The organism is Paenibacillus pasadenensis, assembly GCF_002864175.1.
GTDB classification, from domain to species: Bacteria; Bacillota; Bacilli; order Paenibacillales; family Paenibacillaceae; genus Paenibacillus_O; species Paenibacillus_O pasadenensis.
In genome coordinates this window covers 3,215,150-3,235,674 of the sequence record NZ_NFEZ01000004.1, presented here as the reverse complement: position 1 = coordinate 3,235,674, position 20,525 = coordinate 3,215,150, and the positions used below count along the sequence as shown (strand labels likewise).

Here is a 20,525-nt window from a genome sequence, read left to right as displayed (position 1 = left end):
CCCTTCCTCCATTCGGTGTCGGCAATGAAAGAAGCGTAAGACAGCGCTTCTTCCATTCCGGTGCCATTCCCGCTCGACCCGCTCCCCGGAAACCGCGCCCAGGGCGTGTTTGCAAGGCTCCTAAGCCGGTTTGCAAACACGTCCCGGGAGGCCGGCTTCCGGGGATGCTTTTCATCTCTCGGAGAGGATCGTCCGCCCATGAGCAAAACCATTCCAACCCTATCCGCCCCGCAGCGCCCTTCGCGCAGCTCCAGCGTCCGCAGGCTGCGCCTGAGGCTGGAGCATCGCTCGTTCCGGCTGCTGTGCGCGTCATCGGCCGTGCTCGTCTGCGGCGTGCTGCTGGCGATGCTGTTCTTCATGTTCCGCACCGGCGTGCTGACGTTCCGCGACGTCCCGGTCAGCGAGTTTTTCCTGTCTACGGCCTGGGAGCCGGAAAAAGAGAAGTACGGCGCGCTCGTCTTCATTCTCGGCACGTTCGCGGTGACGGGCCTGACGCTACTCATCGCCGTGCCGATCTCGCTGCTGGCGGCGCTGTTCCTGGCCGAGCTCGCTCCGCAGCGGCTCAGCCGAGTCGTGCGTCCGATCCTTGACCTGCTCGTCGGCATCCCGTCCGTCGTGTACGGCTATATGGGCCTGACGCTGCTCATTCCGGCGCTGCGCGCGGTCACCGGCTCGAATCTGGGCGACGGCGTGCTGGCGGCATCGCTCGTGCTGGCGGTCATGGTGCTGCCGACGATTACGCGCATCAGCGACGACGCGCTGCGCGCCGTGCCGCGCAAGTATGTCCAGGGCTCGTTCGCGCTCGGTGCGACGCGCTTTCAGACCGTCACGGGCGTCATCCTGCCGGCCGCCGGCCGCGGCATCGTGCAGGCGGTCATCCTCGGCATGGCGCGCGCGATCGGCGAGACGATGGCCGTCGTCATGGTCATCGGCAATACGCCGCAGCTGGCGGACAGCCTGCTCAAGCCGACGTCGGTGCTGACGAGCAATATCGTCATGCAGCTGCCGAACGTGCCTTTCGACTCGACCTGGAACAACGCGCTGTACATGATGGGCTTCCTGCTGCTCGCGATCTCGCTGCTGATGATCGGCGTCGTCCGGATGCTGCAGAAGAAAGGGGAGAATGCGGCATGAGTCAAGCTGCGAATCAAGCGCGGCGCACCGCGCTCCGCCGCAGCCGTCGCGCCGACAAGGCGTTCACCGCCGTCGTCTGGTCCGTCGGCCTCGGCTGCGTGCTGTTCACGCTCGCGCTGCTCGGCACGATTTTGGCGGAGGGGCTTCCGGGATTGTCGTGGAGCTTCGTGCTCGGCTTGCCAAGCGAGATCGAGGAAGGAGGCGGCATCGGACCGGCGCTGTTCAACTCGCTGTATATTCTCGTGCTCTCGCTGCTCATCTCGATTCCGCTCGGCCTTGCTTCCGGCATCTATCTGGCGGAGTTTGCTCCCGACAACCGAGCGATCGGCCTCATCCGCATCTGCGTCGAGGGACTGGCGTCCGTGCCGTCGCTTATTTTCGGCCTGTTCGGCATCGCGCTGTTCGTGGAGGGCATGGGCATCGGGCTGACGATCATCGGCGGGGCCGTCACGCTCGCGCTGCTCAATCTGCCGCTGCTGACGCGGGTGACGGAGGAGGCGATGCGCTCAGTTCCGCCGGAGTACAAGCAAGGCTCGCTGGCGCTCGGCGCGACGCATACGCAGACGATCTTCAAGGTGTGCTTGCCGGCCGCCTTGTCCAGCATCATGACCGGCATCAGCCTGACGGCGGGACGCGCGTTCGGAGAGAGCGCCGTCATCGTGCTCGTATCGGGCGTCTCCACCTCCGGGCTCATGTGGGACTTCGATCCGATGTCGCCGGGAGCGACGCTGGCCGTGCATCTCTGGTACGTGCAATCCGAGGCGATCGTGCCGGACGCCGCTGCCATCGCTTCGCATGCGGCTGCCGTGCTGCTGATCGTCGTCCTGCTGCTCAATCTGCTGCTGCGCATCCCGATCTGGTGGAACGCGCGGCGCGCCTAGGCTCGGGCAAGGATGAGGCAGGCGCTCCTGCCGCCGCCGAGAGGCTTCCATGGCCCATCGTCAAAAGACCGCGATTGTCCCCTGTCGGCGGACCATCGCGGTCGATTTCGTTTTCTTTAGGAGTCGGATGCTTGATGCAGCGAAGGAAGAGGCTGCTTGCGCCTGCGGACGCGCGGTGCGAGCGATTCGACGGCAGGGCGATGCGGGAGGACGGTGCGGCAACCCTCGAACTTGCATTGTTCCATGAAAAAATAAGTTCCGGCAATCTTCACCGTATCGCGATTGAACATCTCGATCGGATGGCCGCTTAGGATCAGGCGGGAATCCTTATAAACGGACACGGTCCATCCTTCGTCGACGGCCTGCTGGAAATGGGCCGGCTCGCTCAGCAGCCTCAGCACTAGCATGACAGCAACCCCTAAACCAATCTACTATGATACGAATTGTATCATAAAAGGCGTGTAGAATGGAAGGGGCCATAGGGCGAAAGAACGATTATTCGGAATCATCCAGCTTTATAAAAGGAAACGATTAATTCATCCAAACGCCTGCTTAGCTCCAGACTGTATCCAGAAGAGCTTACGGGAGCCTTATTGAGGGCTTCGCGCAACCGTTCGATATCCTTCATGATCTCGGTCTTTTTTGACATGGTCAGTCACATCCTTAGAAATATTGATGGATGGTGTCGACAACTTATGCATTATTTACTATATATTGCCACTCTCTATGACTATTATTAAAGCGATTGAACTCGTTTGAAACAGAGGTCACCGTTCTTTTTTGGAATAGGCGGCGAAGCAGGCGAGCAAAAAGGCTGCGGTCAGAGCTCCCGACAGATCGATGATCACGTCGTATAGCCTGCCGTCCCGATGCTGAAAAAGCTGCAGCGCTTCCGTCGCCAACGCGAACAGCAGCGACAGAGCCAGCGCCGGGAGCTTGCGTCCTAACCACAGCATGAGCAGCAGGTCGAGCACGGCGAAGCCGAGAAAGTGGCCGAGCTTGACGAGCAGCCATTCGCTATGGATGGAGCGGATGTCCGCCCAGTGGAAAAACGGCCGGAAGTCGGGAGAAAGATCGAAGGAGAAAACCAGCTCCCGATGAAGGAGGAGCTGACGGAGGCTTTCCGTGCCGGTGAGCATGAGCAGGACGCCGGCCCAGGCAAGCACGGCGGCTAGGCGCAGCGGATGAGGATTCGGTTTTGTCGGCATGGCGGCGGATCACTCCTTTTCGTTGGCCATTTGGTTTGCAGTATAGCCGACGGAATCGCTTGCAAAACAACCGAAAACTTTTTTTGAAAAAAGTGTTGACGATGTTTGGTCAAGCTGGTATAGTATTAATTGTTCGCGGGACAAACGCGGACGAGATGAAAGAAAGAAATATCCCTTCTAAACATGATCTGTTAGCTCAGCTGGGAGAGCACCATCTTGACAGGGTGGGGGTCAGTGGTTCGAGCCCACTACAGATCATACCAAAAACCCTTGCGGAGCAAGGGTTTTTTTCATTTTCGGGAATATGGGTTTTCTACTAAGCATGGTGAAAAATAAAGGAATGAAACCTTTCCAACCGGCCCTCGTTTTCCTTGCATGCTGAAGCCAGTACATAAGGAGAGGGGCCTGCGCTCCATTTCTTAAGCAGGCCCGGATCCGCGGATGGTCCGGGTCTTTTTCATGCGCTTGCCTTCGGCATTTCAATGATCATCGGGTTCGCGGCGGTCGCGCTGGCGCTGTCGTTCTTCCTTATGAACAAGCGGCGGCGGGCGCCTGTGACGGAACTCGTCCCGGCGGCTTCTGCGGGCCACAGTCGAGTGCGATTGAAGCGTAGGACCCTTCATCGCTGGAGAGTTTGCTCTTTCCGTCCAAGGAGGACCAGACGAGCCAACGGTTGACGGGGTTGCGGCTTGCCTCCGGGGGGATGCTAGGAGGGCTTCCTTTTGCGGCTGTTCCACTTGGCCGTTTCATCCCATCCCTTAGCGAACCTGGAGGTCTGACCTGTGAAAAAAACGATGACATCTCTTGCTTCCGTAGCGGTGCTGGCTTCGATGCTTAGCCTGCCCGCTCATGCCAACATGAAGGACATGACCCGCAACATCGGCCAGAACCTGAACCCGTCTGCCGTAACGACGGATGTAGAGCGCGGCATGACCGGCCTGGAGCGCGGAGCGAACCGCGGCATGCATCATCTGGAACGCGGCGTGAACCGTCTGGACATGCACCGCGGCCGCATGAACACGAACGGCACGGTGACGAGCCCGACCGGCTATCGCGCCGGAACCTACGACGGCATGGCGGCAGGAACGTATCGCGCGCACAATGTCGGCACGACAGGCCACTATACGGCGGCTGCCTCAACGACCAACACGCGCAGCCATGCCGGCTGGGGCTGGCTTGGCCTGCTCGGCCTGTTCGGTCTGGCCGGCATGCGCTCGCGCAATCCGGAACGCCACTAATCGACGATCGACCGCCGCAGCCTCGCGCTGCGGCTTTTTTGCGTTTTCCCTCGACCGCTCGTCATATTCGTCCATCTTCCTTCATATAGTAGCTTGCCGAAGGAAGAGAGGAGGACGAGGATGACGGTCGAAGCGCTATCCGAGCTGATCGATCCCGAGCTGACCATTGTCGTCGCCGCGTGCTGGGTCATCGGCATGATCTTGAAGGGGACGCCTCAAATTCCGAACTGGACCATCGTCTACATCGTGTCGGGAGCGGCGATCGTGCTTGCGATGGCGCTCCAGGGCTTCACGTTGGAGGTGGCGCTGCAAGGGCTGCTGTGCGGAGCCGTATCCGTTTACGGCCATCAGCTGTTCAAGCAGACGAGGGAAGCGGTTCGCAAAAACGGGGAGGAGAGCTGAAGCGATGGGAAACGCGGCGGCATGGACGGCGGAGCTGGCAATTTGGCTGCTCGGCTTGGCGGCTTTGGTCGGTACGGCGGTCTATCCGCTCAGCCGACTGATCCGATGGGATTCGTACAAATATGACCGGACGTATGTGTGGGTCGGGTACGGGGAGGAGCTGGACCGTTCCGAAAGAAACGGCAAGCCGGAATAAGGAATGGGGCGATAGGGCGATACTGATCGCAAGATCAGCTCGTAGAAAGGAAGCCGAAGCCTCGTGAAAAATAAGTTGGGACAAGCGGCCTTGCTGGCGGCGCTGCTCGGATTGGCCGCCGGCTGCCAAGGAGCTTGGACGCTGCGCGGCGCGGCGGAGCCGACGCAGGGCAGAACGGAATCGGTCCGCTCCGCCCTTTATCCGGAGTCGGTCCGATCGGCCCTCTACGGAGAGCGGCCGTCGTCGGACGGCGGACTCGCTCCGCAGCGGCGCCATGACCGGGACCGGACGTGGAAGCAGGCTTATTGAGACGGAAAAATGGGACGAGGAAATCATTCCTCGTCCCATTTTTTGGAGTAGGCTTTTTTGGTTACGGCCAGCAGCAGCCAGATCATCAGCGCTACCATCAAGCCGGAAAGGAACAGCACGCCTCCCATGCCCATGTCAACGTCACCTCTTCCCGAGTCCGCCCGCCGCTTTGCGGGCGTGCAGTCATGCCTTCATCATACCGCATCTGGGCGGCACGGGCTACTCGCGGATAAAAAAGGGGCGGCGAGGGAAAGCTGAACCTGCAAGCGGATCGTTCCGCTTCCCTACATGAAAAGGAGGGGAATCCCCCATGGAGATCGGAAACGGAGAAGCGCAGAAGCGCGAAAGCATCGTTGCCGTGCAGAAAAACGGCGACGGCGATCTGACCTCGTTCAAAACCGACAGCGGCCGCGTGCTCGCGTACGACCAGGCGATCGCCGAGGCGAACCAGGGCCTGCTCGCCGGCGTGAACGTGTTCAAGGGCAAGGATGGCGGCCACTACCTGCGCGGAGACGCGGACGGAGACCCGACCAACAACCTGGATCAGCTGCCGCTCTTCTGACGAGCCTTCGGACGGCTCGAACCGCGCGTTTTCCGCTGGCTGGCGGAGGCGCGCTTTTTTGCTGTCTCTGCCCGTCCGCGGGCGGGCCATCCGCCGGACCGCTGCATAGGATAGCGGGGAAGCGTCCTGCAGCGGGACGCCCGGAAGGAGAATGGCAGCATGAGCAAAGGCGGCTCCAAGACGAAGACCGCGAAGAAAAAGGCGCCCGCATCCGACCGTCGGCAGGTCCAGATGAAGCTGGTCCTGTCCGACACATGCGCGGTATGCAAGACTCCCTGCTCCCGCGGACAGCAGTATCTGGCCCGGATGCGCCAGCCGGGAGCGCTCGGCAAAGGCGTGCCGTGCGTCCTTACCCGCACCTACGGCTGAGCGCCGGCGGCACGGTATTTCCCGGGCAAGCGCAAAATACCGCATCTTCCGACAAGACGCTCCCCGCGCCGAAGAGGATGCGGAATTCCCGGAGCCGAGCAGATGGTTGCGCCGCCTCCCGCAACTTTGGCTCAAGCCGAGCAAATGGTTGCGCCGCCTCCCGCAACTTTGGATCAAGCCGAGCAAATGGTTGCGCCGCCTCCCGCAACTTTGGCTCAAGCCGAGCAAATGGTTGCGCCGCCTCCCGCAACTTTGGATCAAGCCGAGCAAATGGTTGCGCCGCCTCCCGCAACTTTGGCTCAAGCGATGAGTATAACTGTTCAACTGGTTCCGGAAGAGGGGATATTCATGAAAGGGAAGAAGGTTCTGGTGCTGACGCTGGCCATGGCGCTTTGGGGCGGGACGATGATTTTCGCGAACTCGGCCTCGCAAGCGATCCGGGTGGCGCTCAACGGCAGCGAGCTGTCCGAGGGCGGCATCATGAGCGAAGGCAAGAGCTACCTCCCGCTTAGACAGCTGGCGAGCCAGATGCAGGCGCTCGTCCTTTGGGACGAAAACGGCAAGAAGGCATCGATCATCAAGCCCAACGTACATATGTTTCTGTTCAAGCCGGACAAGTCCACCTTCGGCGGCGTCGAAGTCGGCAAGAAGGTCACGTTCAGCGTTTTCGCGCAGATCGACACGCTGACGACGGACATCCATTCGTTTCGGATCACCATCACCGACCCGTCCGGCAAGGAGTCTTTGATCCAGCAGGATACGATGAAGGCGAGCAAGGACAACTTCTGGTTTCTGACGGATGATTTCAAATACAGCTTCGACAGCGCGGGCAAGTATTCGGTCCGTTTTTCGATCCGGCTGGCGGCCGCAGACGATTGGAGCGTCGTGTCCGAGAAGAATCTGCTTGCCAAGTAATCCCGATTTGACCCGTGAGGCGGCTCATGGTACGATACCAGAGTTAATTCGAGAGCACTGATGAAAGCAGGGATAGATATGAGCGAGCACAAGCATGACGACAACTGCGGCTGCGGCCATGACCATGACCACGAAGAGCCGGTATTCGTCGTTTCCGACGAAGAGGGCGTCGAGCGCGAGATGGTGATGGTGTACCAGTTCGAATCCGACAACCAGGCGTATGCCGTTCTTCTGGACCGCAACAATCCCGAAGAGGACGGGCTGATCCTGCGCGTCGAGGAAGAGGACGACGAAGCTTTCCTCGTCGGCATCGAGGATGATGCCGAGTGGGAGCGCGTCACGGCGATCTACGAGGAATTCGCGCGTCAAGAGAACGAAAAGCAGGGCTGAGCCCAGCTTTCCAAGCCTGTCAAGCCCGGCCGTTGCGGCCGGGCTTTTTGACGTTTCGCCCGGCGTTCGCAAAAAAAGCCGCCCCTTGGCCGGGGCGGCTCGAACAGCTTTAGAAAATGGCGGATTCCTCGACGATGACCTTGACGAACTGAATGCTGCGATCCTCGGGGCCTTTGACCGGCAGGCCGACCTCGACATGATCGACGATGTAGTCGATGTTGGACTGCGAGATGACCTCGCCCGGCAGCAGGATCGGGATGCCCGGAGGGTAGACGTAGATGAATTCCGCGATGATGCGGCCGGCCGATTCCTTGAACGGCAGCACCTCGGTCTCGCCGTAGAAAGCCTCGCGCGGCGTCAGCGACAGCTGCGGGATCTCGGGGATCTTGACGACGAGCTCCTGCACCTCGTCCACCTGCGGATAGCGCTCCACCATCGCGCGCAGCGCGCCGAGCAGCTGGCCGACCGTGTCCTCGGAGTCGCCCGGCGTGATCAGGCAGAGGATGTTGTACATATCCGACAGCTCGACCTCGAGATTGAAGTTGTCGCGCAGCCAGTTCTCCGCCTCGTAGCCGGTGATGCCGAGATGGCGGACATGGATCGTCAGCTTGGTCGGATCGTAGTCGAACGTCGCCTCGCCGCCGAGAATCTCCTTGCCGAAGCAGTACAGACCGGGAATCGCGTTGATCGCCTCGCGGGCAAACTCGGCGAGGCCGATCGCCTTCTCCGCCATCGCCTGGCCGTTCACGGCCAGATTGCGGCGCGACGTATCGAGCGAGGCGAGCAGGATGTACGAGGTCGACGTCGTCGTCAGCATGCTGATGATCGTCTGCACGCGCTGAGGATTGACGCGTCCCGCCCTCAGGTTGAGCACCGAGCTCTGCGTCATCGAGCCGCCGAGCTTGTGCACGCTCGTCGCCGCCATGTCGGCTCCGGCCTGCATGGCGCTCATCGGCAGCCGGTCGCTGAAATGGATCAGCACGCCGTGCGCCTCGTCGACCAGCACCGGGATGTCGTAGCTGTGGACGAGATCGACGATTTCCTTGAGGTCGGCGCAGATGCCGAAGTAGGTCGGGTTGATGACGAGCACGGCCTTGGCGTCGGGATGGCGCTCGAGCGCGCGCCGCACGGAGCGCGTCGTGATGCCGTGGTCGATGCCGAGGTTGCCGTCGCGCGCCGGAGAGATGAAGACGGGACGGGCTCCGGCGAAGATGATCGCCGACATGACGGACTTATGGACGTTGCGCGGCACGATGATCTTGTCTCCCGGCGCGCATACCGAGAGGATCATCGTCATGATGGCGCCGCTTGTGCCTTGGACGGAAAAAAAGGTATAATCGGCTCCGAACGCATCGGCAGCCAATTTCTGGCTTTCCTCGATGACGCCGGTCGGCTGATGCAGGTCGTCCAGCGGAGCTATATTGATCAAATCGATCGACAAGGCGTTGTCGCCGATGAAGGAGCGAAATTCAGAGTCGGTTCCAGCGCCTTTTTTGTGCCCGGGAATATGGAATTGCAGCGGGTTGTTCTCCGCATGGCGGCGGAGCGCGCTGAAGAGAGGGGTGCGGTTATGGTCCACCGTATTCATCCACAGCCTTTCAGATTCGGATTCAAGGATAACAAACAAGGTTGAGTATAGCATGTACGGGGGGGATTGCAAGCCTGCGGATTCCCCCGCCCGAACTGGGAAAGGAGCTTGTCGATCCGTGAAGCTGAGCCTGCCGAAAAACAGCAAGAAGATTATCCGCTCTCCGTTTGTCATCAAGCTATTGATCATCATGTTCGGCGTCGAATTCGTCAAGGGGGCGATGCTCGTCTCCGTGCTGCCCGTCTATATGAGGGACGAGCTCGGCCTGACCGCCTACGCGGTCGGATGGGCGCTGGCGAGCCAGTACATCGGCGACAATTTCTTCCGCAGCCCGCTCGGCTGGATCATCGACCGCATCGGCTACCGCACGGTCATGCTGCTCGGCGTGCTGTTCACGGGACTGTCCGTGCTCGTCATCGCGCTGACCGACCAGACGGGCTGGATCATCGTCGCCTGCGTGCTGCTCGGCATCGGCACCTCGCCGCTCTGGCCGTGCGTCATCACCGGGGCGACGGCGGTCGCCGGCGACGAGGCCGGCGGCAGCATGATGAGCGTCATCTACATGAGCTGGCTCGTCGGCGTCGGCATGGGCCCGATCGTCATCAACTTCTTCATCATCAGCCGCTACGAGCCGGCGTTCTGGCTGATGGGCGCGATCATGGCGGCGATCGTCGCCGTGACGATGACGCTGCCGGGCCGGCGGGCCTCTCGGGAAATCGAAGGCCGCCTGGCGGACGAAGCGCCGAGCAAAAGCTCCGAGCCGCTGCCGGAGCGGATCCGGGCGTACTTCCGCAAGGTCGGACAGTCGCTGCATGCGAGCCGCCTGCTCTATCCCGCGATGTTCATCCAAAACTTCGCGCTCGGGCTGCTGACGCCGGTGCTGACCCAGTACGCGCGGACGGTGCTGCATCTGTCGCCGCAGCAGTACAGCTATTTCCTGCTCGCCGGAGGCGCGATCACCGTGCTCGGCCTCATTCCGATCGGGCGCGGCGTCGACCGCTACGGCACCCGCTGGTTCCTGCACGCGGGCTTCCTGCTTGCCGCGGTGTCGCTGCCGGTGCTCGGCTACATGCGCTACCTGCCGCTCGTGCTCGTTGTCGTCGCCGTCGTCGGGCTCGGCTACGCCTGCATCATCCCGGCGTGGAACGCGCTCATCGCCAAGGCGATTCCGAAGGAGGAGCGCGGCGCCGTCTGGGGCTTCTTCCTGACGATCGAGGGACTCGGCATGGTGTTCGGCTCGATCCTCTCCGGCCGCCTGTGGGACAGCTTCGGTCCGCACGCGCCGTTCCTCATCAGCGGCGCCTCGCTCGTCGTGCTGTTCGTCCTGCATCTGCTCATCATCCGCCGGGGACGCATCTCTCTCGCTTAGAGCGCAGCTGCAGGCCCGTGACGCACCAAAAGAGGGGATTCCGACACCTTGGCTTACTAGGGACAACATCTTCTAAATGGGTTGTACACAAAAAAAATCTTCCTCTGGCAAGATGCAGGCATCACCCAACATGGGCCAGAAAGGAAGATTTTTTTTGGGCATCCAGCAGACCACGGATCCGCTTGCCCTGCCCATGGATTTGTCGAGGACTCCCCGAAATCCGCCTCGTTCGTGTCGTGAATGCGGCGGCGGTGGGCCGCATGAACGACAAGATGTTTGCCGAGACAGCTGCATGAATGGGATGTTCTCGCGAACCGCCTTCGGGAAGCGGGCCAACCAAGGCAGAAATGTGCCTTGGATCCGGCACGCCGGCCGGGAAGCGGGCCAACCAAGGCAGAAATGTGCCTTGGATCCGGCTCGCCGGCCGGGAAGCGGGCCAACCAAGGCAGAAATATGCCTTGGATCCGGCACGCCGGGGTAGCGTCAAGAAGTATGTGTAAGCAGCAAGATATTCCCAGTCAAAATGGGTTGACGTCACTCTTGGTGGTGGGGGTAGCGTTTCTCAAACATCTGCTTCAACCTACGTTTTACCGACGGGTCGCCGAAGCCGCGAATGACTTTCTTGCCATAATACTCGTTGTACTCGCTAGCCGTCAGGTAAAGGATTTTCTCGACCGCCTCCATGTTGGTCAGGCTGTTCATGGGCTTAAGTCGTTTGCGGAATTCCTTGTTCATGCGTTCAATCGGGTTGGACGTGTAGATGGCCAGCTTCATTTCGGCGGGATACGAGTAGAACGTAAGCAGCGTGTCGAGCTGGTTTTCCCAGGACTGAATTTCTTTGGGATAGCGCTTCTGCCATTTGTCCTTAAGCCGGTCAAAAGCAGCCAGAGCCAAGTCCCGGTCTAGGGCGTTGTAGACGGTTTTGAGATCGGCAACGAAGTCCGTCTTGTCCTGCATGCGGATCTTGGGAAAGGTCGAGCGCACTTTGTGGACGACACAGTGCTGGACGTCGGCTTTGGGAAAGGCTTCCCGGAAGGCCGTATCCAGCCCAGGCAGCCCATCGAATACGCCAAGCAAAACTTCCTCCACGCCGCGCTGCTGCAAGTCTTTCAGCACGTCGCGCCATACGTTGGCACTCTCTTTTCCCCCGACGTAGAAGCCGAGGATGGATCGGTACCCGTCTTCGTCGATGCCCATCGCAAAACAAACGACTTCGCCGCTGACCGTGCTGCGCTTGAGCTTGACGTACATGCCGTCGAGGTAAATGACGGAGTAGCGCTTGCCGAGCGGCCTGGTCTGCCAGCGTTCCACGTCTTCCAGAACCGTCGAGGTAATGTTGCTGATCGTGGTCGGCGAGTACGCTTGACCGAACATGCCTTCAATGAACCGAGCGATGTCGCGGGTCGGCATGCCGCCTTTGTACATCTGAATGACGGCCTCCTCCAGCCAGCCGTCGCGCCGCTGATAGGGCTCGAACAGCTGCGTTTGGAAGTCGCCGTTTCGGTCTCGGGGCATCTCCAGATCCTCGATCAGGCCGTAGCGGGTGTGCAGATCCCGGTAGTAGTAGCCGTTTCGGCTGTTGCGGATACCCGCTGCCGCAGCCTCGGCCATGTGGTGCTGAATCTCCGTACGGATGAGAAACTCGATCCGCTCCTTTACGAAGGGGATGACAGAATTTTCAAAGAGATGGTTCAGGTGGTTTTCGGTTATACTAGTCATGAAGTAGGGTCCTTTCTTGGTGGCGTCGTAACCCCGAGAATACCCTACTTTTTTTGTGCCTAGCTAGGCTCCAAATGTTGGTACACAACTTATTGTACGTCACCCACGCCGGCCGGGAAGCGGGCCAATCAAGGCAGAAATGTGCCTTGGATCCGGCACGCCGGCCGGGAAGCGGGCCAACCAAGGCAGAAATGTGCCTTGGATCCGGCACGCCGGCCGGGAAGCGGGCCAACCAAGGCAGAAATGTGCCTTGGATCCGGCACGCCGGAAACCAACCTGCACGAAAGCGGAAGGAAACCGAGAAATCAATGTCAGCCCCGGGGGGTTCCCGAGGTTCCGGTGTTTTCTGCTTCGCGGCTTACCAAAAGCAAGCTTGGAGGTCGGGTGGCCTTCCCTTGCCCACAATCTACTGAAGAGGGCAGCTGTGGATGCACAAAGACCCCGAATGGAAATGGAGCCGAGGCAGCTGGCTTCATGCTTCATTCGAGGTCTTTGTTTCTTTTGGAGATTTTGGAGTGTCTCCATTTGCTTTGGGGACAGCCCCTTTGTCGTTCCGGAGCGCGGGCTTCCGCCCGGCGCGCGTCCGAATTTAGCGAGACGCCAGCAGGTAGAGCGGCATGAGCGTCTGGAACACCGATTCGGCCTTGCGCACGAACGCCTCGCCGTCCTGCAGCAGCGGGTCGCTGCGGTCCAGATGGACGCCGCAGAGCAGCTCGGCGGCTTTGACCGTGCGCAAGCGCTCGAACAACGCCCGCAGCTCGTCCCGGCTCATGCCGTCATGCGGCGCGGCTTCCGGCCGGGTATGGTCGCCGGACCAGACGTAGCCTTGTCCGGCCGGAGGCAGGGCGTAGATCTCGTCCAGCCTCTCGAGGGCGCGTCTCGCGAACTCGGCCTTGCCTTCCGCCTCGTAGATGACGGCGAACTGGATGAAGGCATGGGTGCCCCACAGGCCGATCTGAAAATGGGGATGCGCCTTGTAGCCCCGCTTGTTGGCGGCAAAGGCGACCCAGGTGTCGCTCGGCGGATTGACCGTGCGCCGGGCGTGCTTGGCGACGTGAGGGTGGAACTCCGTGCCGGACAGGACGGACAGCTCGGGGGAGAGGCGGCTGCCGAGCTCCTCCAGCTTGGGGCGGATGCCCGAGATGAGGGCCGACATGCGCGGCTCCAGGCCGTCGATGGCGAAAACGTCGAAATCGGCCGGTCCGAAGCCGGGGAAGTCCTTATGGCGCTCGTCCAGTGCCGAGGCGCTGGATCCGCGGGATGGAGGTTGGATCATAGGCTTGTTGTCCTTTCGTAAATGAAAAGTTCGCGGACGAACCGGCTCCCGGTCATCAGGACGGATCGTCGTCCATATAGTATATCACAGCCTGCATCGAGGCTGGACAAGTCTCCCTTTTAGCGGAAAGACCGCGTGCCGGACAGGCGCGGCGGACGCGAGCGGCGTAAGTCGACATTGGGAGCGCTGTCATTCCGAACAGGCTTGCGCCCTTTTCTTCAAAATTAGTCAATAAACCAAGTTGCCATCACATAAGATGGAGTATAAACTACGGGTAAGATCAAATTGTCTGAACATTTAGTCAAAACAACCTAAAGCAGGGGAGGGATTGCCGTGAATAAAAGCTACGAAGTGGAATATTGCAACTTGGAGCTGAGATTTGACCGCCGGCAAATCCAGAATCTCATCCGCGATTTGATCCATGAAGGCTACTCCCTCTACTGGAGCGAGACCGAGGCCCAATTTTTGATCTCGATCCGCACGGGCCGCAAGCTGGTGAAGCTCAGGTTCCAAAAAATGAAGAACCGGTACAAGATCGTGGGCGACTACATCATCAAGGACGAAAAGCTGTCGGAGCTGATCGAGAAGCTGATCGGCGATACGCGCGGCCATGCGGTCGTAAAACGGATGAAGGACCGTCAGATCGTCATTGAAAATATTATGTTCGGCGAAATCATTCGACTCGTGGAGGTGTCAGGGATGGAGCATCGGATTATTTATCAGAAGAAGCCTGTCGTCACCCTGGAGGAAATTACGAAAGCCTTCCAGTCGACCCGAGCGGAGGAGCGGGCAGCGGTGCTCCGCTACGAGCTGGATTACGAGCTGTGCGTCCTCTACGACGCGCTGCAGGCAGGCGACAGCCAGGCCGCGGAAGACAGCCGCGACCGCCTCGTCCAGATGCGTGGGGAAATGCTTCAGCTAGAGCTGTAACCACGCGAACCGGTCAGGCGAGCGGTTACGCGGGCAGGGAGCTGTAACCTCGCGAACCGGTCAGGTGAGCGGTTACGCGAACAGAGAGCTGTAACCACGCGAACCGGTGAGGCGAGCGGTTACGCGAACAGAGAGCTGCAACCTCGCGAACCGGTGAGGCGAGCGGTTACGCGGGCAGGGAGCTGTAAGTCAATTGACGAGCTTTAACCACGCGAGTCACTAGGCGAGCGGTTAAGCCCATCTTATTCGGCAAGGTGACAAAAGGTGACAAGCGGACCGGAATCGGAGCTTGGCGGCGGCATCGCCGCGAGCTGAAGCCGGCCGGAAGACGGAGACGCGGATCCGCTTGGATCAGCGCTCCGTCTTTTTCCGCTTGAAGGCCGTGCTCGAGGCCCGTCCGCCGCCGGACGGGCTTTTTCGCGTCCGTTCCGGCTTTGCGTTTGACGGCTGCCGGGTCTACTATTAGAGGAAGGCCGCTTGAGCCAAGCGGTTCGGAAGCGACTTCGGGGGGAGAACGAACGATGGATGGTAGGGTTAGCGGTCCCGCGGACCGGCTGGAGCTGGTGGCGGCGATCGATCTCGGGACGACGAGCGCGAAGGCGGTGCTGATGAATGCGTCGGGCGGCCGGCTGTCGGTCGAGGCCGCCGCCGACTGCGGCTATCCGCTGCTTGCCGCCGAGCCCGGCTGGGCGGAGCAGGATCCGGATCAGATCCGCGAGGCGGCGGAGCAGGCGCTGCGGCAAGCGCTGCAGGCGCTGGCAGGCCGCCCGCTGCAGGTGCTGGCGCTATCGTTCAGCAGCGCGATGCACTCGCTCATCGCGCTCGATGGACAAGGCAGGGCGCTTACGCCCTGCATCACCTGGGCCGACCAGCGGGCGGCGGAGCAGGCGCGGCGGCTGCGCGAGGACGAGGCGCTGCAGGGGCTGCGCAGCCGGATCGGCGTGCCCGTCCATGCGATGCTGCCGCTGTGCAAGCTCGTCTGGATGCGCGAGCAGCGGCCGCAGCTGCATCGCGAGGCGGCCTGCTTCGTCGGCATCCGCGAGTATGTGATGCGTGGCTGGACGGGGCGTCCTTGCCGCGTCGATCCGTCGATTGCGGGCGGCACCGGCCTGTATGGCCTGCAGGGACGCCGCTGGGATGCCGAAGCGCTGGAGCTGGCGGGCATCGGAGCCGATCGCCTGCCCGAGCTGGCGCCGGCAGCCTGGATCGATCGGCAAGGCTTGAGCGAAGAAGCGGCGGAGCGCCTCGGCCTGCCTGCGGGCACGCCGCTCGTGCTCGGCGGCGCGGACGGCGTGCTCGCCAATCTCGGCGCGGGAGCGGTGCAGGACGGCATCGCCTCGGTGACCGTCGGCACGAGCGGCGCGGTGCGGGCGGCGGTGAGCCGCCCGGCGGCGGACGCCGAGGGGCGGCTGTTCTGCTACGAGCTCGGCGAAGGGCGGTGGATCGCGGGCGGTCCGGTCAACAGCGGCGGCGTCGTGTTCCGCTGGGTGCGGGACAAGCTGTTTCCCGGCATCGCGGAGGAAGCGGAGCGCAAAGGAATGGATCCATATTCCTACCTGGTCGAGCTGGCGATGCAGACGCCGCCGGGGGCGGACGGCCTGCTCTGCCTGCCGCATCTGGCGGGCGAGCGGGCTCCGCATTGGAACGAGGACGCCCGGGGCGTCTTCGTCGGCTTGTCGCTGGAGCATGACCGCCGCCACCTGATCCGCGCCGCCCTGGAGGGCATTCTGTACGGCCTGCGCTCGGTGCTGGAAGCGCTGCGGGAGACGGCCGGCCCGCTGCGCGAGATCCGCGCCAGCGGCGGCCTGCTCCGCTCCGCGCCGCTGCGCCAGATGCTCGCGGACATGACGGGGCTGCCCGTGCTGCTCATGGACACGGCGGAAGCCTCCTCCGTCGGAGCGGGCCGGATCGCGCTCGAGGCGCTCGGCCGCGGCGGGGAGGCGGCGCCCGAGGTGCCGATCACCGATCGGCGGGAGCCCGATCCGGACGCCGGCTTGACCTACGACCGCCTGTACGGGATCTACCGCCCGGTGTTCGGCCGGCTGGCCGGAACGTTCCGCGAGCTGGCGGACATCCAGCGGGCGGGAGCGGACAGCCGCTGAAGCGTTCCGTCCGCCGTTCATCCAATATTCATGTAGCGGGCGTTCCGCACGGCGAATCGTTCGTGGTACAATCATTTGCATAACCGATCAAAAAGGGTACACTAGGGCAAGATGCATATCGGGACTAACTCAGCAAAGGAATGGTCATTCATGTCGAAACAGCAAATCGGCGTTGTCGGTCTCGCCGTCATGGGCAAGAACCTCGCGCTTAACATCGAGAGCAAAGGCTTCACCGTATCGGTATACAACCGTTCCCGCGAGAAGACGGACGAGCTCCTGGCCGAATCGCCGGGCAAGAACCTCCATCCGGCCTACACGATCGAGGAATTCGTCGCTTCCCTGGAAGTGCCGCGCAAAATCCTCATCATGGTCAAGGCGGGCGGTCCAACGGACGCGGTCATCGACGAGCTCGTGCCGCATCTGGAGCAGGGAGACATCATCATCGACGGCGGCAACGCCTACTTCCCGGATACCGAGCGCCGCAGCAAGGCGCTTGAAGCTCAAGGCTTCCGCTTCGTCGGCACGGGCGTATCGGGCGGCGAGGAAGGCGCGCTCAAAGGGCCTTCGATCATGCCGGGCGGTCCGGAATCGGCCTACAAGCTGGTCGAGCCGATCCTGACGGGCATCTCCGCCAAGGTGAACGGCGACCCTTGCTGCACGTACATCGGGCCTGGCGGCGCCGGCCACTACGTCAAGATGGTGCATAACGGCATCGAATACGGCGACATGCAGCTCATCACCGAGGCGTACCATCTGCTGAGCTCGGTGCTGGGGCTGTCGACCGACGAGCTGCACGAGATCTTCACCGAGTGGAACAAAGGCGAGCTCGACAGCTACCTGATCGAGATCACGGCCGACATCTTCTCCAAGAAGGATCCGGAGACGGGCCTGCCGATGGTCGACGTCATCCTCGACTCCGCCGGCCAGAAGGGCACGGGCAAATGGACGAGCCAAAGCGCCCTCGACCTCGGCGTGCCGCTGTCGATCATCACGCAGTCCGTCTTCTCGCGCTTCCTGTCCGCGATGAAGGAAGAGCGCGTCGCCGCGAGCAAGGTGCTGAGCGGACCGAAGCCGGCTCCGTATGCAGGCGACAAGGCCGCCTTCGTCGAAGCGGTGCGCAAGGCGCTGTTCGCGAGCAAGATCTGCTCCTACGCGCAGGGCTTCGCCCAGATGCGCGCGGCATCCGACGAGTTCGGCTGGAACCTGCGCTACGGCGACATCGCGATGATCTTCCGCGGCGGCTGCATCATCCGCGCCCGCTTCCTGCAGAACATCAAGGACGCCTACGACCGCGATCCGGAGCTCCGGAACCTGCTGCTCGACGAGTACTTCAAGAACATCGTCGAATCGTACCAGGGAGCCTGGCGCGAAGTAATCACGGCGGCCGTGGCGAGCGGCATCCCGGTGCCGGGCTTCTCCAGCGCGCTGGCGTACTTCGACAGCTACCGCACGGAGCGCCTGCCGGCGAACCTGCTGCAGGCGCAGCGCGACTACTTCGGCGCGCATACGTTCCAGCGCACGGACAAGGAAGGCGCCTTCCACTTCGAGTGGATGGACTCCAGCGAAGGCTAAGGCCGATCCGGCTCCAGCGCTTCCAGCGCCTCGCGCAGCTTCCGGCGCAGCCGGTCCGCCTCCAGCGGGCCGCTGCGCGGCGAGCGCAGCAGGCTCATGGAGGCCTCGGCGAAGCCCTCGAAGCAAGTCAACCAACGTGGCTGCGGCAGCCCCTGCAAGGCAGGGGCGCCGTCAGCCACTTTTTTTCGGATATAATCGAGCGCCCAGATGACGTCCTCCCGGGAGAGCGTCTCGCCGGACCCGACGATCCGGCTCATCCGCCGTTCGGCGGCCCCTGGATCCAAGCTGCGGCCGGTCATGGAACCGCCTCCTTATGCCGTTCTCGTTCTCTATTCAATCCTTATGAAAAACAGAGATTTTTATACCCCGTCTCTAGCAATTGATGATATGATATTCGGAAGGAAAACGACCGCAAGGGTGGGAAGACAGACACGATGCGCCAGGCAGAACAGGATAGGGACAAAATCGTCCTCATCGGCTTCATGGGCACGGGCAAATCGACGGTAGCCGCCATGCTGGCCGAGCGGCTCGGCTGGCGATGCGCCGACACCGATGCCGAGGTCGTGCGGGAGCAGGGCAGCTCGATCGCCGAGCTGTTCGCGACGCGTGGAGAAGCCTTCTTCCGCGACGCGGAGACAAGAGCGCTCGAGCGGCTGCTGGCATGCGGAGATCCGCTCGTCATCGCGACCGGCGGCGGAGCGGTGCTGCGCGAGCGCAACCGGCAGCTCATGCTGGGCGGCGCGTTCGTCGCGGCGCTGCAGGCTTCCGAGGCTGTCATCGTGGAGCGGGTGCGGCATGACCAGGGCCGTCCGCTGCTGGCGGGCGATCCGGCCGCCAAAGTCCGCGAGCTGCTGGAGAAGCGCCGGGGGGCGTACGATTTCGCGCCTCTGCAGGTGATGACGGACGGACTTTCCCCGGAGCAAGCGGCGGAGGCGGTAGCCTTGGCGTATCAAGACGCTTCAAGGCTTTACCGCGCTTCCGACCTGTAGCCCTCCGGCAGACAAATTTTCAACCAACAGACAAAGGGGTATGACGAATATGGACGTAGTGGTAACGCCGACACCGGAGCTGAGGGGCAGCATCCAGGCTCTATCCTCCAAAAACTACACGACCCGCTACCTGCTCGTGGCCGCGCTGGCGGAAGGCACGAGCACGATCTATCATCCGGCGCACAGCGAGGACAGCGACGCGATGCGGCGCTGCATCCGCGACCTCGGCGCAGAGCTGGAGGAGGACGGCGAGAAGATCGTCATCAAGGGCTTCGGCAGCAAGCCGCGCGACGTGCGCGAGCTCAACGTCGGCAACGCCGGCGCCGTGCTGCGCTTCCTGATGGCGGTCGCTGCGCTTTGTCCGGACGTGACGTTTGTCAATGCGTACCCGGACTCGCTCGGCAAGCGCCCGCACGACGATCTGATCGTCTCGCTGCGCCAGCTCGGCGTCGAGGTCGACGACCATGAGGGCAAGCTGCCGATCACGATCCGCGGCGGCGCGCCGAAGGGCGGCAACATCACCGTATCGGGCAACGTCAGCTCGCAGTTCCTGAGCGCGCTGCTGTTCCTCGCGCCGCTGCTGGAGGAGGACAGCGAGATCGAGGTGCTGGACGACCTCAAGTCCAAGGTCGTCGTCGGCCAGACGCTGGAGGTGCTGGAGCAGGCGGGCATCGTCATCGAAGCGTCCGAGGACCTGATGCGCTATCGCGTGCCGGGCGGCCAGCGCTACCAGGCCCGCACCTACCGGGTGCAGGGCGATTATCCGGGCTCGGCGGCGGTGCTGGCCGCAGCGGCGGTCACGCGCTCCGAGGTGACGATCCACGGCCTGCCGGAGAAGAGCCGCCAGGGCGAGCGCGCCGTCGTCGACGTGCTGCGCATGATGGAGACGCCGCTCGTGCATGACGGCGACGACATTACCGTGCGCGGCAACGGCAAGCTCAAGGCGGTCGAATTCGACGGAGACGCGGCCACCGACGCGGTGCTGGCGATGGTCGCGGCGGCCGTGTACGCCGAGGGCACGTCCCGCTTTTACAACGTCGAGAACCTGCGCTACAAGGAATGCGACCGCATCACCGACTACCTGGCGGAGCTGCGCAAGGCGGGAGCGGACGTCGAGGAGAAGCGCGACGAGATCATCGTGCACGGCAAGCCGGAAGGTCTGGAGGGCGGCGTCGAGATCAACGCCCACTACGACCACCGCGTCATCATGGCGCTGACGGTCGTCGGCCTGCGCTGCCGCCAGCCGCTGCGCATCCGCGACGCGCATCATGTCGCCAAGTCGTACCCGATCTTCTTCGACCATCTGCAGGCGCTCGGCGCGAACGTGCAGTGGCAGGAGTAGCGTAAGCGCCCGCCGCTCGGGGCAACGTATATCT

At 62.2% G+C, this 20,525-nt stretch carries 23 protein-coding genes, 1 tRNA gene and 1 pseudogene; 18 read left to right on the top strand and 7 right to left on the bottom strand.

The features are described from left to right. Window positions 1–198 precede the first annotated feature (198 nt). Window positions 199–1,134 carry a phosphate ABC transporter permease subunit PstC gene (pstC, locus tag B8V81_RS23625; protein ID WP_101809317.1) on the top strand — a complete coding sequence of 312 codons (936 nt, stop codon included), beginning with the start codon at window positions 199–201 and terminating at the stop codon, window positions 1,132–1,134. Next, window positions 1,131–2,015, top strand: a complete 885-nt coding sequence (pstA, locus tag B8V81_RS23620; RefSeq protein ID WP_101809316.1) for a phosphate ABC transporter permease PstA — start codon at window positions 1,131–1,133, stop codon at window positions 2,013–2,015. Before pstC ends, pstA begins: the two co-directional genes overlap by 4 nt. 116 nt (window positions 2,016–2,131) lie before the next feature. Here pstA and B8V81_RS23615 read toward each other — a convergent pair whose 3' ends face one another. The 3 genes from B8V81_RS23615 to B8V81_RS23605 form a co-directional block, all read right to left on the bottom strand. After that, window positions 2,132–2,422, bottom strand: a complete 291-nt coding sequence (locus tag B8V81_RS23615; RefSeq protein ID WP_101809315.1) for a hypothetical protein — start codon at window positions 2,420–2,422, stop codon at window positions 2,132–2,134. Between the two features lie 98 nt (window positions 2,423–2,520). Beyond that, a complete protein-coding gene (locus B8V81_RS23610) occupies window positions 2,521–2,664 on the bottom strand; it encodes an aspartyl-phosphate phosphatase Spo0E family protein (protein ID WP_084136441.1) in 144 nt (47 codons plus the stop codon). Window positions 2,665–2,782: 118 nt separating this feature from the next. Then, a complete protein-coding gene (locus B8V81_RS23605) occupies window positions 2,783–3,223 on the bottom strand; it encodes a VanZ family protein (RefSeq protein ID WP_101809314.1) in 441 nt (146 codons plus the stop codon). A 185-nt stretch (window positions 3,224–3,408) separates the two neighbouring features. Here B8V81_RS23605 and B8V81_RS23600 point away from each other — a divergent pair. From B8V81_RS23600 to B8V81_RS23560, 9 genes are all read left to right on the top strand, one after another. Beyond that, a tRNA-Val gene (locus B8V81_RS23600) sits at window positions 3,409–3,481 on the top strand. Window positions 3,482–4,005: 524 nt separating this feature from the next. Beyond that, window positions 4,006–4,461: a WGxxGxxG family protein gene (locus B8V81_RS23595; protein WP_101809313.1), complete on the top strand. Its 456-nt coding sequence runs from the start codon at window positions 4,006–4,008 to the stop codon at window positions 4,459–4,461. Between the two features lie 120 nt (window positions 4,462–4,581). After that, a complete protein-coding gene (locus B8V81_RS23590) occupies window positions 4,582–4,863 on the top strand; it encodes a phage holin family protein (protein WP_101809312.1) in 282 nt (93 codons plus the stop codon). Window positions 4,864–4,867: 4 nt separating this feature from the next. Continuing rightward, a complete protein-coding gene (locus B8V81_RS23585; RefSeq protein ID WP_101809311.1) occupies window positions 4,868–5,059 on the top strand; it encodes a hypothetical protein in 192 nt (63 codons plus the stop codon). Window positions 5,060–5,122: 63 nt separating this feature from the next. After that, window positions 5,123–5,368: a hypothetical protein gene (locus B8V81_RS23580; RefSeq protein ID WP_127464477.1), complete on the top strand. Its 246-nt coding sequence runs from the start codon at window positions 5,123–5,125 to the stop codon at window positions 5,366–5,368. 310 nt (window positions 5,369–5,678) lie between these two features. Further along, on the top strand, window positions 5,679–5,930 hold the full coding sequence (locus tag B8V81_RS23575) for a DUF3892 domain-containing protein (protein WP_028596947.1): 252 nt from the start codon (window positions 5,679–5,681) through the stop codon (window positions 5,928–5,930). 159 nt (window positions 5,931–6,089) lie between these two features. Next, window positions 6,090–6,299, top strand: coding sequence for a hypothetical protein (locus tag B8V81_RS23570; protein ID WP_028596946.1), 210 nt, complete (start codon window positions 6,090–6,092; stop codon window positions 6,297–6,299). Between the two features lie 348 nt (window positions 6,300–6,647). After that, on the top strand, window positions 6,648–7,214 hold the full coding sequence (locus tag B8V81_RS23565; protein ID WP_028596945.1) for a stalk domain-containing protein: 567 nt from the start codon (window positions 6,648–6,650) through the stop codon (window positions 7,212–7,214). A 78-nt stretch (window positions 7,215–7,292) separates the two neighbouring features. Beyond that, a complete protein-coding gene (locus tag B8V81_RS23560; RefSeq protein WP_028596944.1) occupies window positions 7,293–7,604 on the top strand; it encodes a DUF1292 domain-containing protein in 312 nt (103 codons plus the stop codon). Window positions 7,605–7,713: 109 nt separating this feature from the next. Here the strand turns inward: B8V81_RS23560 and B8V81_RS23555 are convergent, their stop codons facing one another. Next, complete coding sequence (locus B8V81_RS23555) at window positions 7,714–9,183, bottom strand: aminotransferase class I/II-fold pyridoxal phosphate-dependent enzyme (RefSeq protein WP_028596943.1); 1,470 nt, start codon at window positions 9,181–9,183, stop codon at window positions 7,714–7,716. Window positions 9,184–9,244: 61 nt separating this feature from the next. Here B8V81_RS23555 and B8V81_RS23550 point away from each other — a divergent pair, with 61 nt between their 5' ends. Beyond that, window positions 9,245–10,561 carry an MFS transporter gene (locus B8V81_RS23550; RefSeq protein ID WP_084136438.1) on the top strand — a complete coding sequence of 439 codons (1,317 nt, stop codon included), beginning with the start codon at window positions 9,245–9,247 and terminating at the stop codon, window positions 10,559–10,561. Between the two features lie 534 nt (window positions 10,562–11,095). Here B8V81_RS23550 and B8V81_RS23545 read toward each other — a convergent pair. Further along, the gene (locus B8V81_RS23545) at window positions 11,096–12,280 is read right to left on the bottom strand and encodes an IS256 family transposase (protein WP_101807766.1); all 1,185 of its coding nucleotides are present in this window, start codon (window positions 12,278–12,280) and stop codon (window positions 11,096–11,098) included. A gap of 334 nt (window positions 12,281–12,614) precedes the next feature. On the opposite strand from B8V81_RS23545, the pseudogene B8V81_RS26330 reads away from it, so the two are divergent. Continuing rightward, a pseudogene (locus B8V81_RS26330) lies at window positions 12,615–12,704 on the top strand (transposase); the annotation flags it as partial. Window positions 12,705–12,869: 165 nt separating this feature from the next. Here the strand turns inward: B8V81_RS26330 and B8V81_RS23540 are convergent. Continuing rightward, the gene (locus B8V81_RS23540; protein WP_101809310.1) at window positions 12,870–13,556 is read right to left on the bottom strand and encodes a YktB family protein; all 687 of its coding nucleotides are present in this window, start codon (window positions 13,554–13,556) and stop codon (window positions 12,870–12,872) included. Between the two features lie 333 nt (window positions 13,557–13,889). On the opposite strand from B8V81_RS23540, the gene B8V81_RS23535 reads away from it, so the two are divergent. From B8V81_RS23535 to gndA, 3 genes are all read left to right on the top strand, one after another. After that, window positions 13,890–14,486 (top strand): hypothetical protein, encoded by a 597-nt coding sequence (locus B8V81_RS23535; protein WP_028596940.1) that lies wholly within the window; start codon window positions 13,890–13,892, stop codon window positions 14,484–14,486. Window positions 14,487–15,007: 521 nt separating this feature from the next. Then, a complete protein-coding gene (locus B8V81_RS23530) occupies window positions 15,008–16,588 on the top strand; it encodes a gluconokinase (RefSeq protein WP_101809309.1) in 1,581 nt (526 codons plus the stop codon). A 150-nt stretch (window positions 16,589–16,738) separates the two neighbouring features. Continuing rightward, on the top strand, window positions 16,739–18,160 hold the full coding sequence (gndA, locus tag B8V81_RS23525) for an NADP-dependent phosphogluconate dehydrogenase (RefSeq protein ID WP_028596938.1): 1,422 nt from the start codon (window positions 16,739–16,741) through the stop codon (window positions 18,158–18,160). On the opposite strand, the gene B8V81_RS23520 is transcribed toward gndA, so the two are convergent. Next, window positions 18,157–18,459, bottom strand: coding sequence for a hypothetical protein (locus B8V81_RS23520; RefSeq protein ID WP_028596937.1), 303 nt, complete (start codon window positions 18,457–18,459; stop codon window positions 18,157–18,159). The two genes, gndA and B8V81_RS23520, sit on opposite strands and share 4 nt — an antisense overlap. A 135-nt stretch (window positions 18,460–18,594) precedes the next feature. Between B8V81_RS23520 and B8V81_RS23515 the strand changes: the two genes are divergently transcribed. Further along, window positions 18,595–19,149, top strand: coding sequence for a shikimate kinase (locus tag B8V81_RS23515; RefSeq protein ID WP_028596936.1), 555 nt, complete (start codon window positions 18,595–18,597; stop codon window positions 19,147–19,149). A 49-nt stretch (window positions 19,150–19,198) separates the two neighbouring features. Then, window positions 19,199–20,491, top strand: coding sequence for a 3-phosphoshikimate 1-carboxyvinyltransferase (aroA, locus tag B8V81_RS23510; RefSeq protein WP_101809308.1), 1,293 nt, complete (start codon window positions 19,199–19,201; stop codon window positions 20,489–20,491). The last annotated feature ends 34 nt before the right edge of the window (window positions 20,492–20,525 follow it).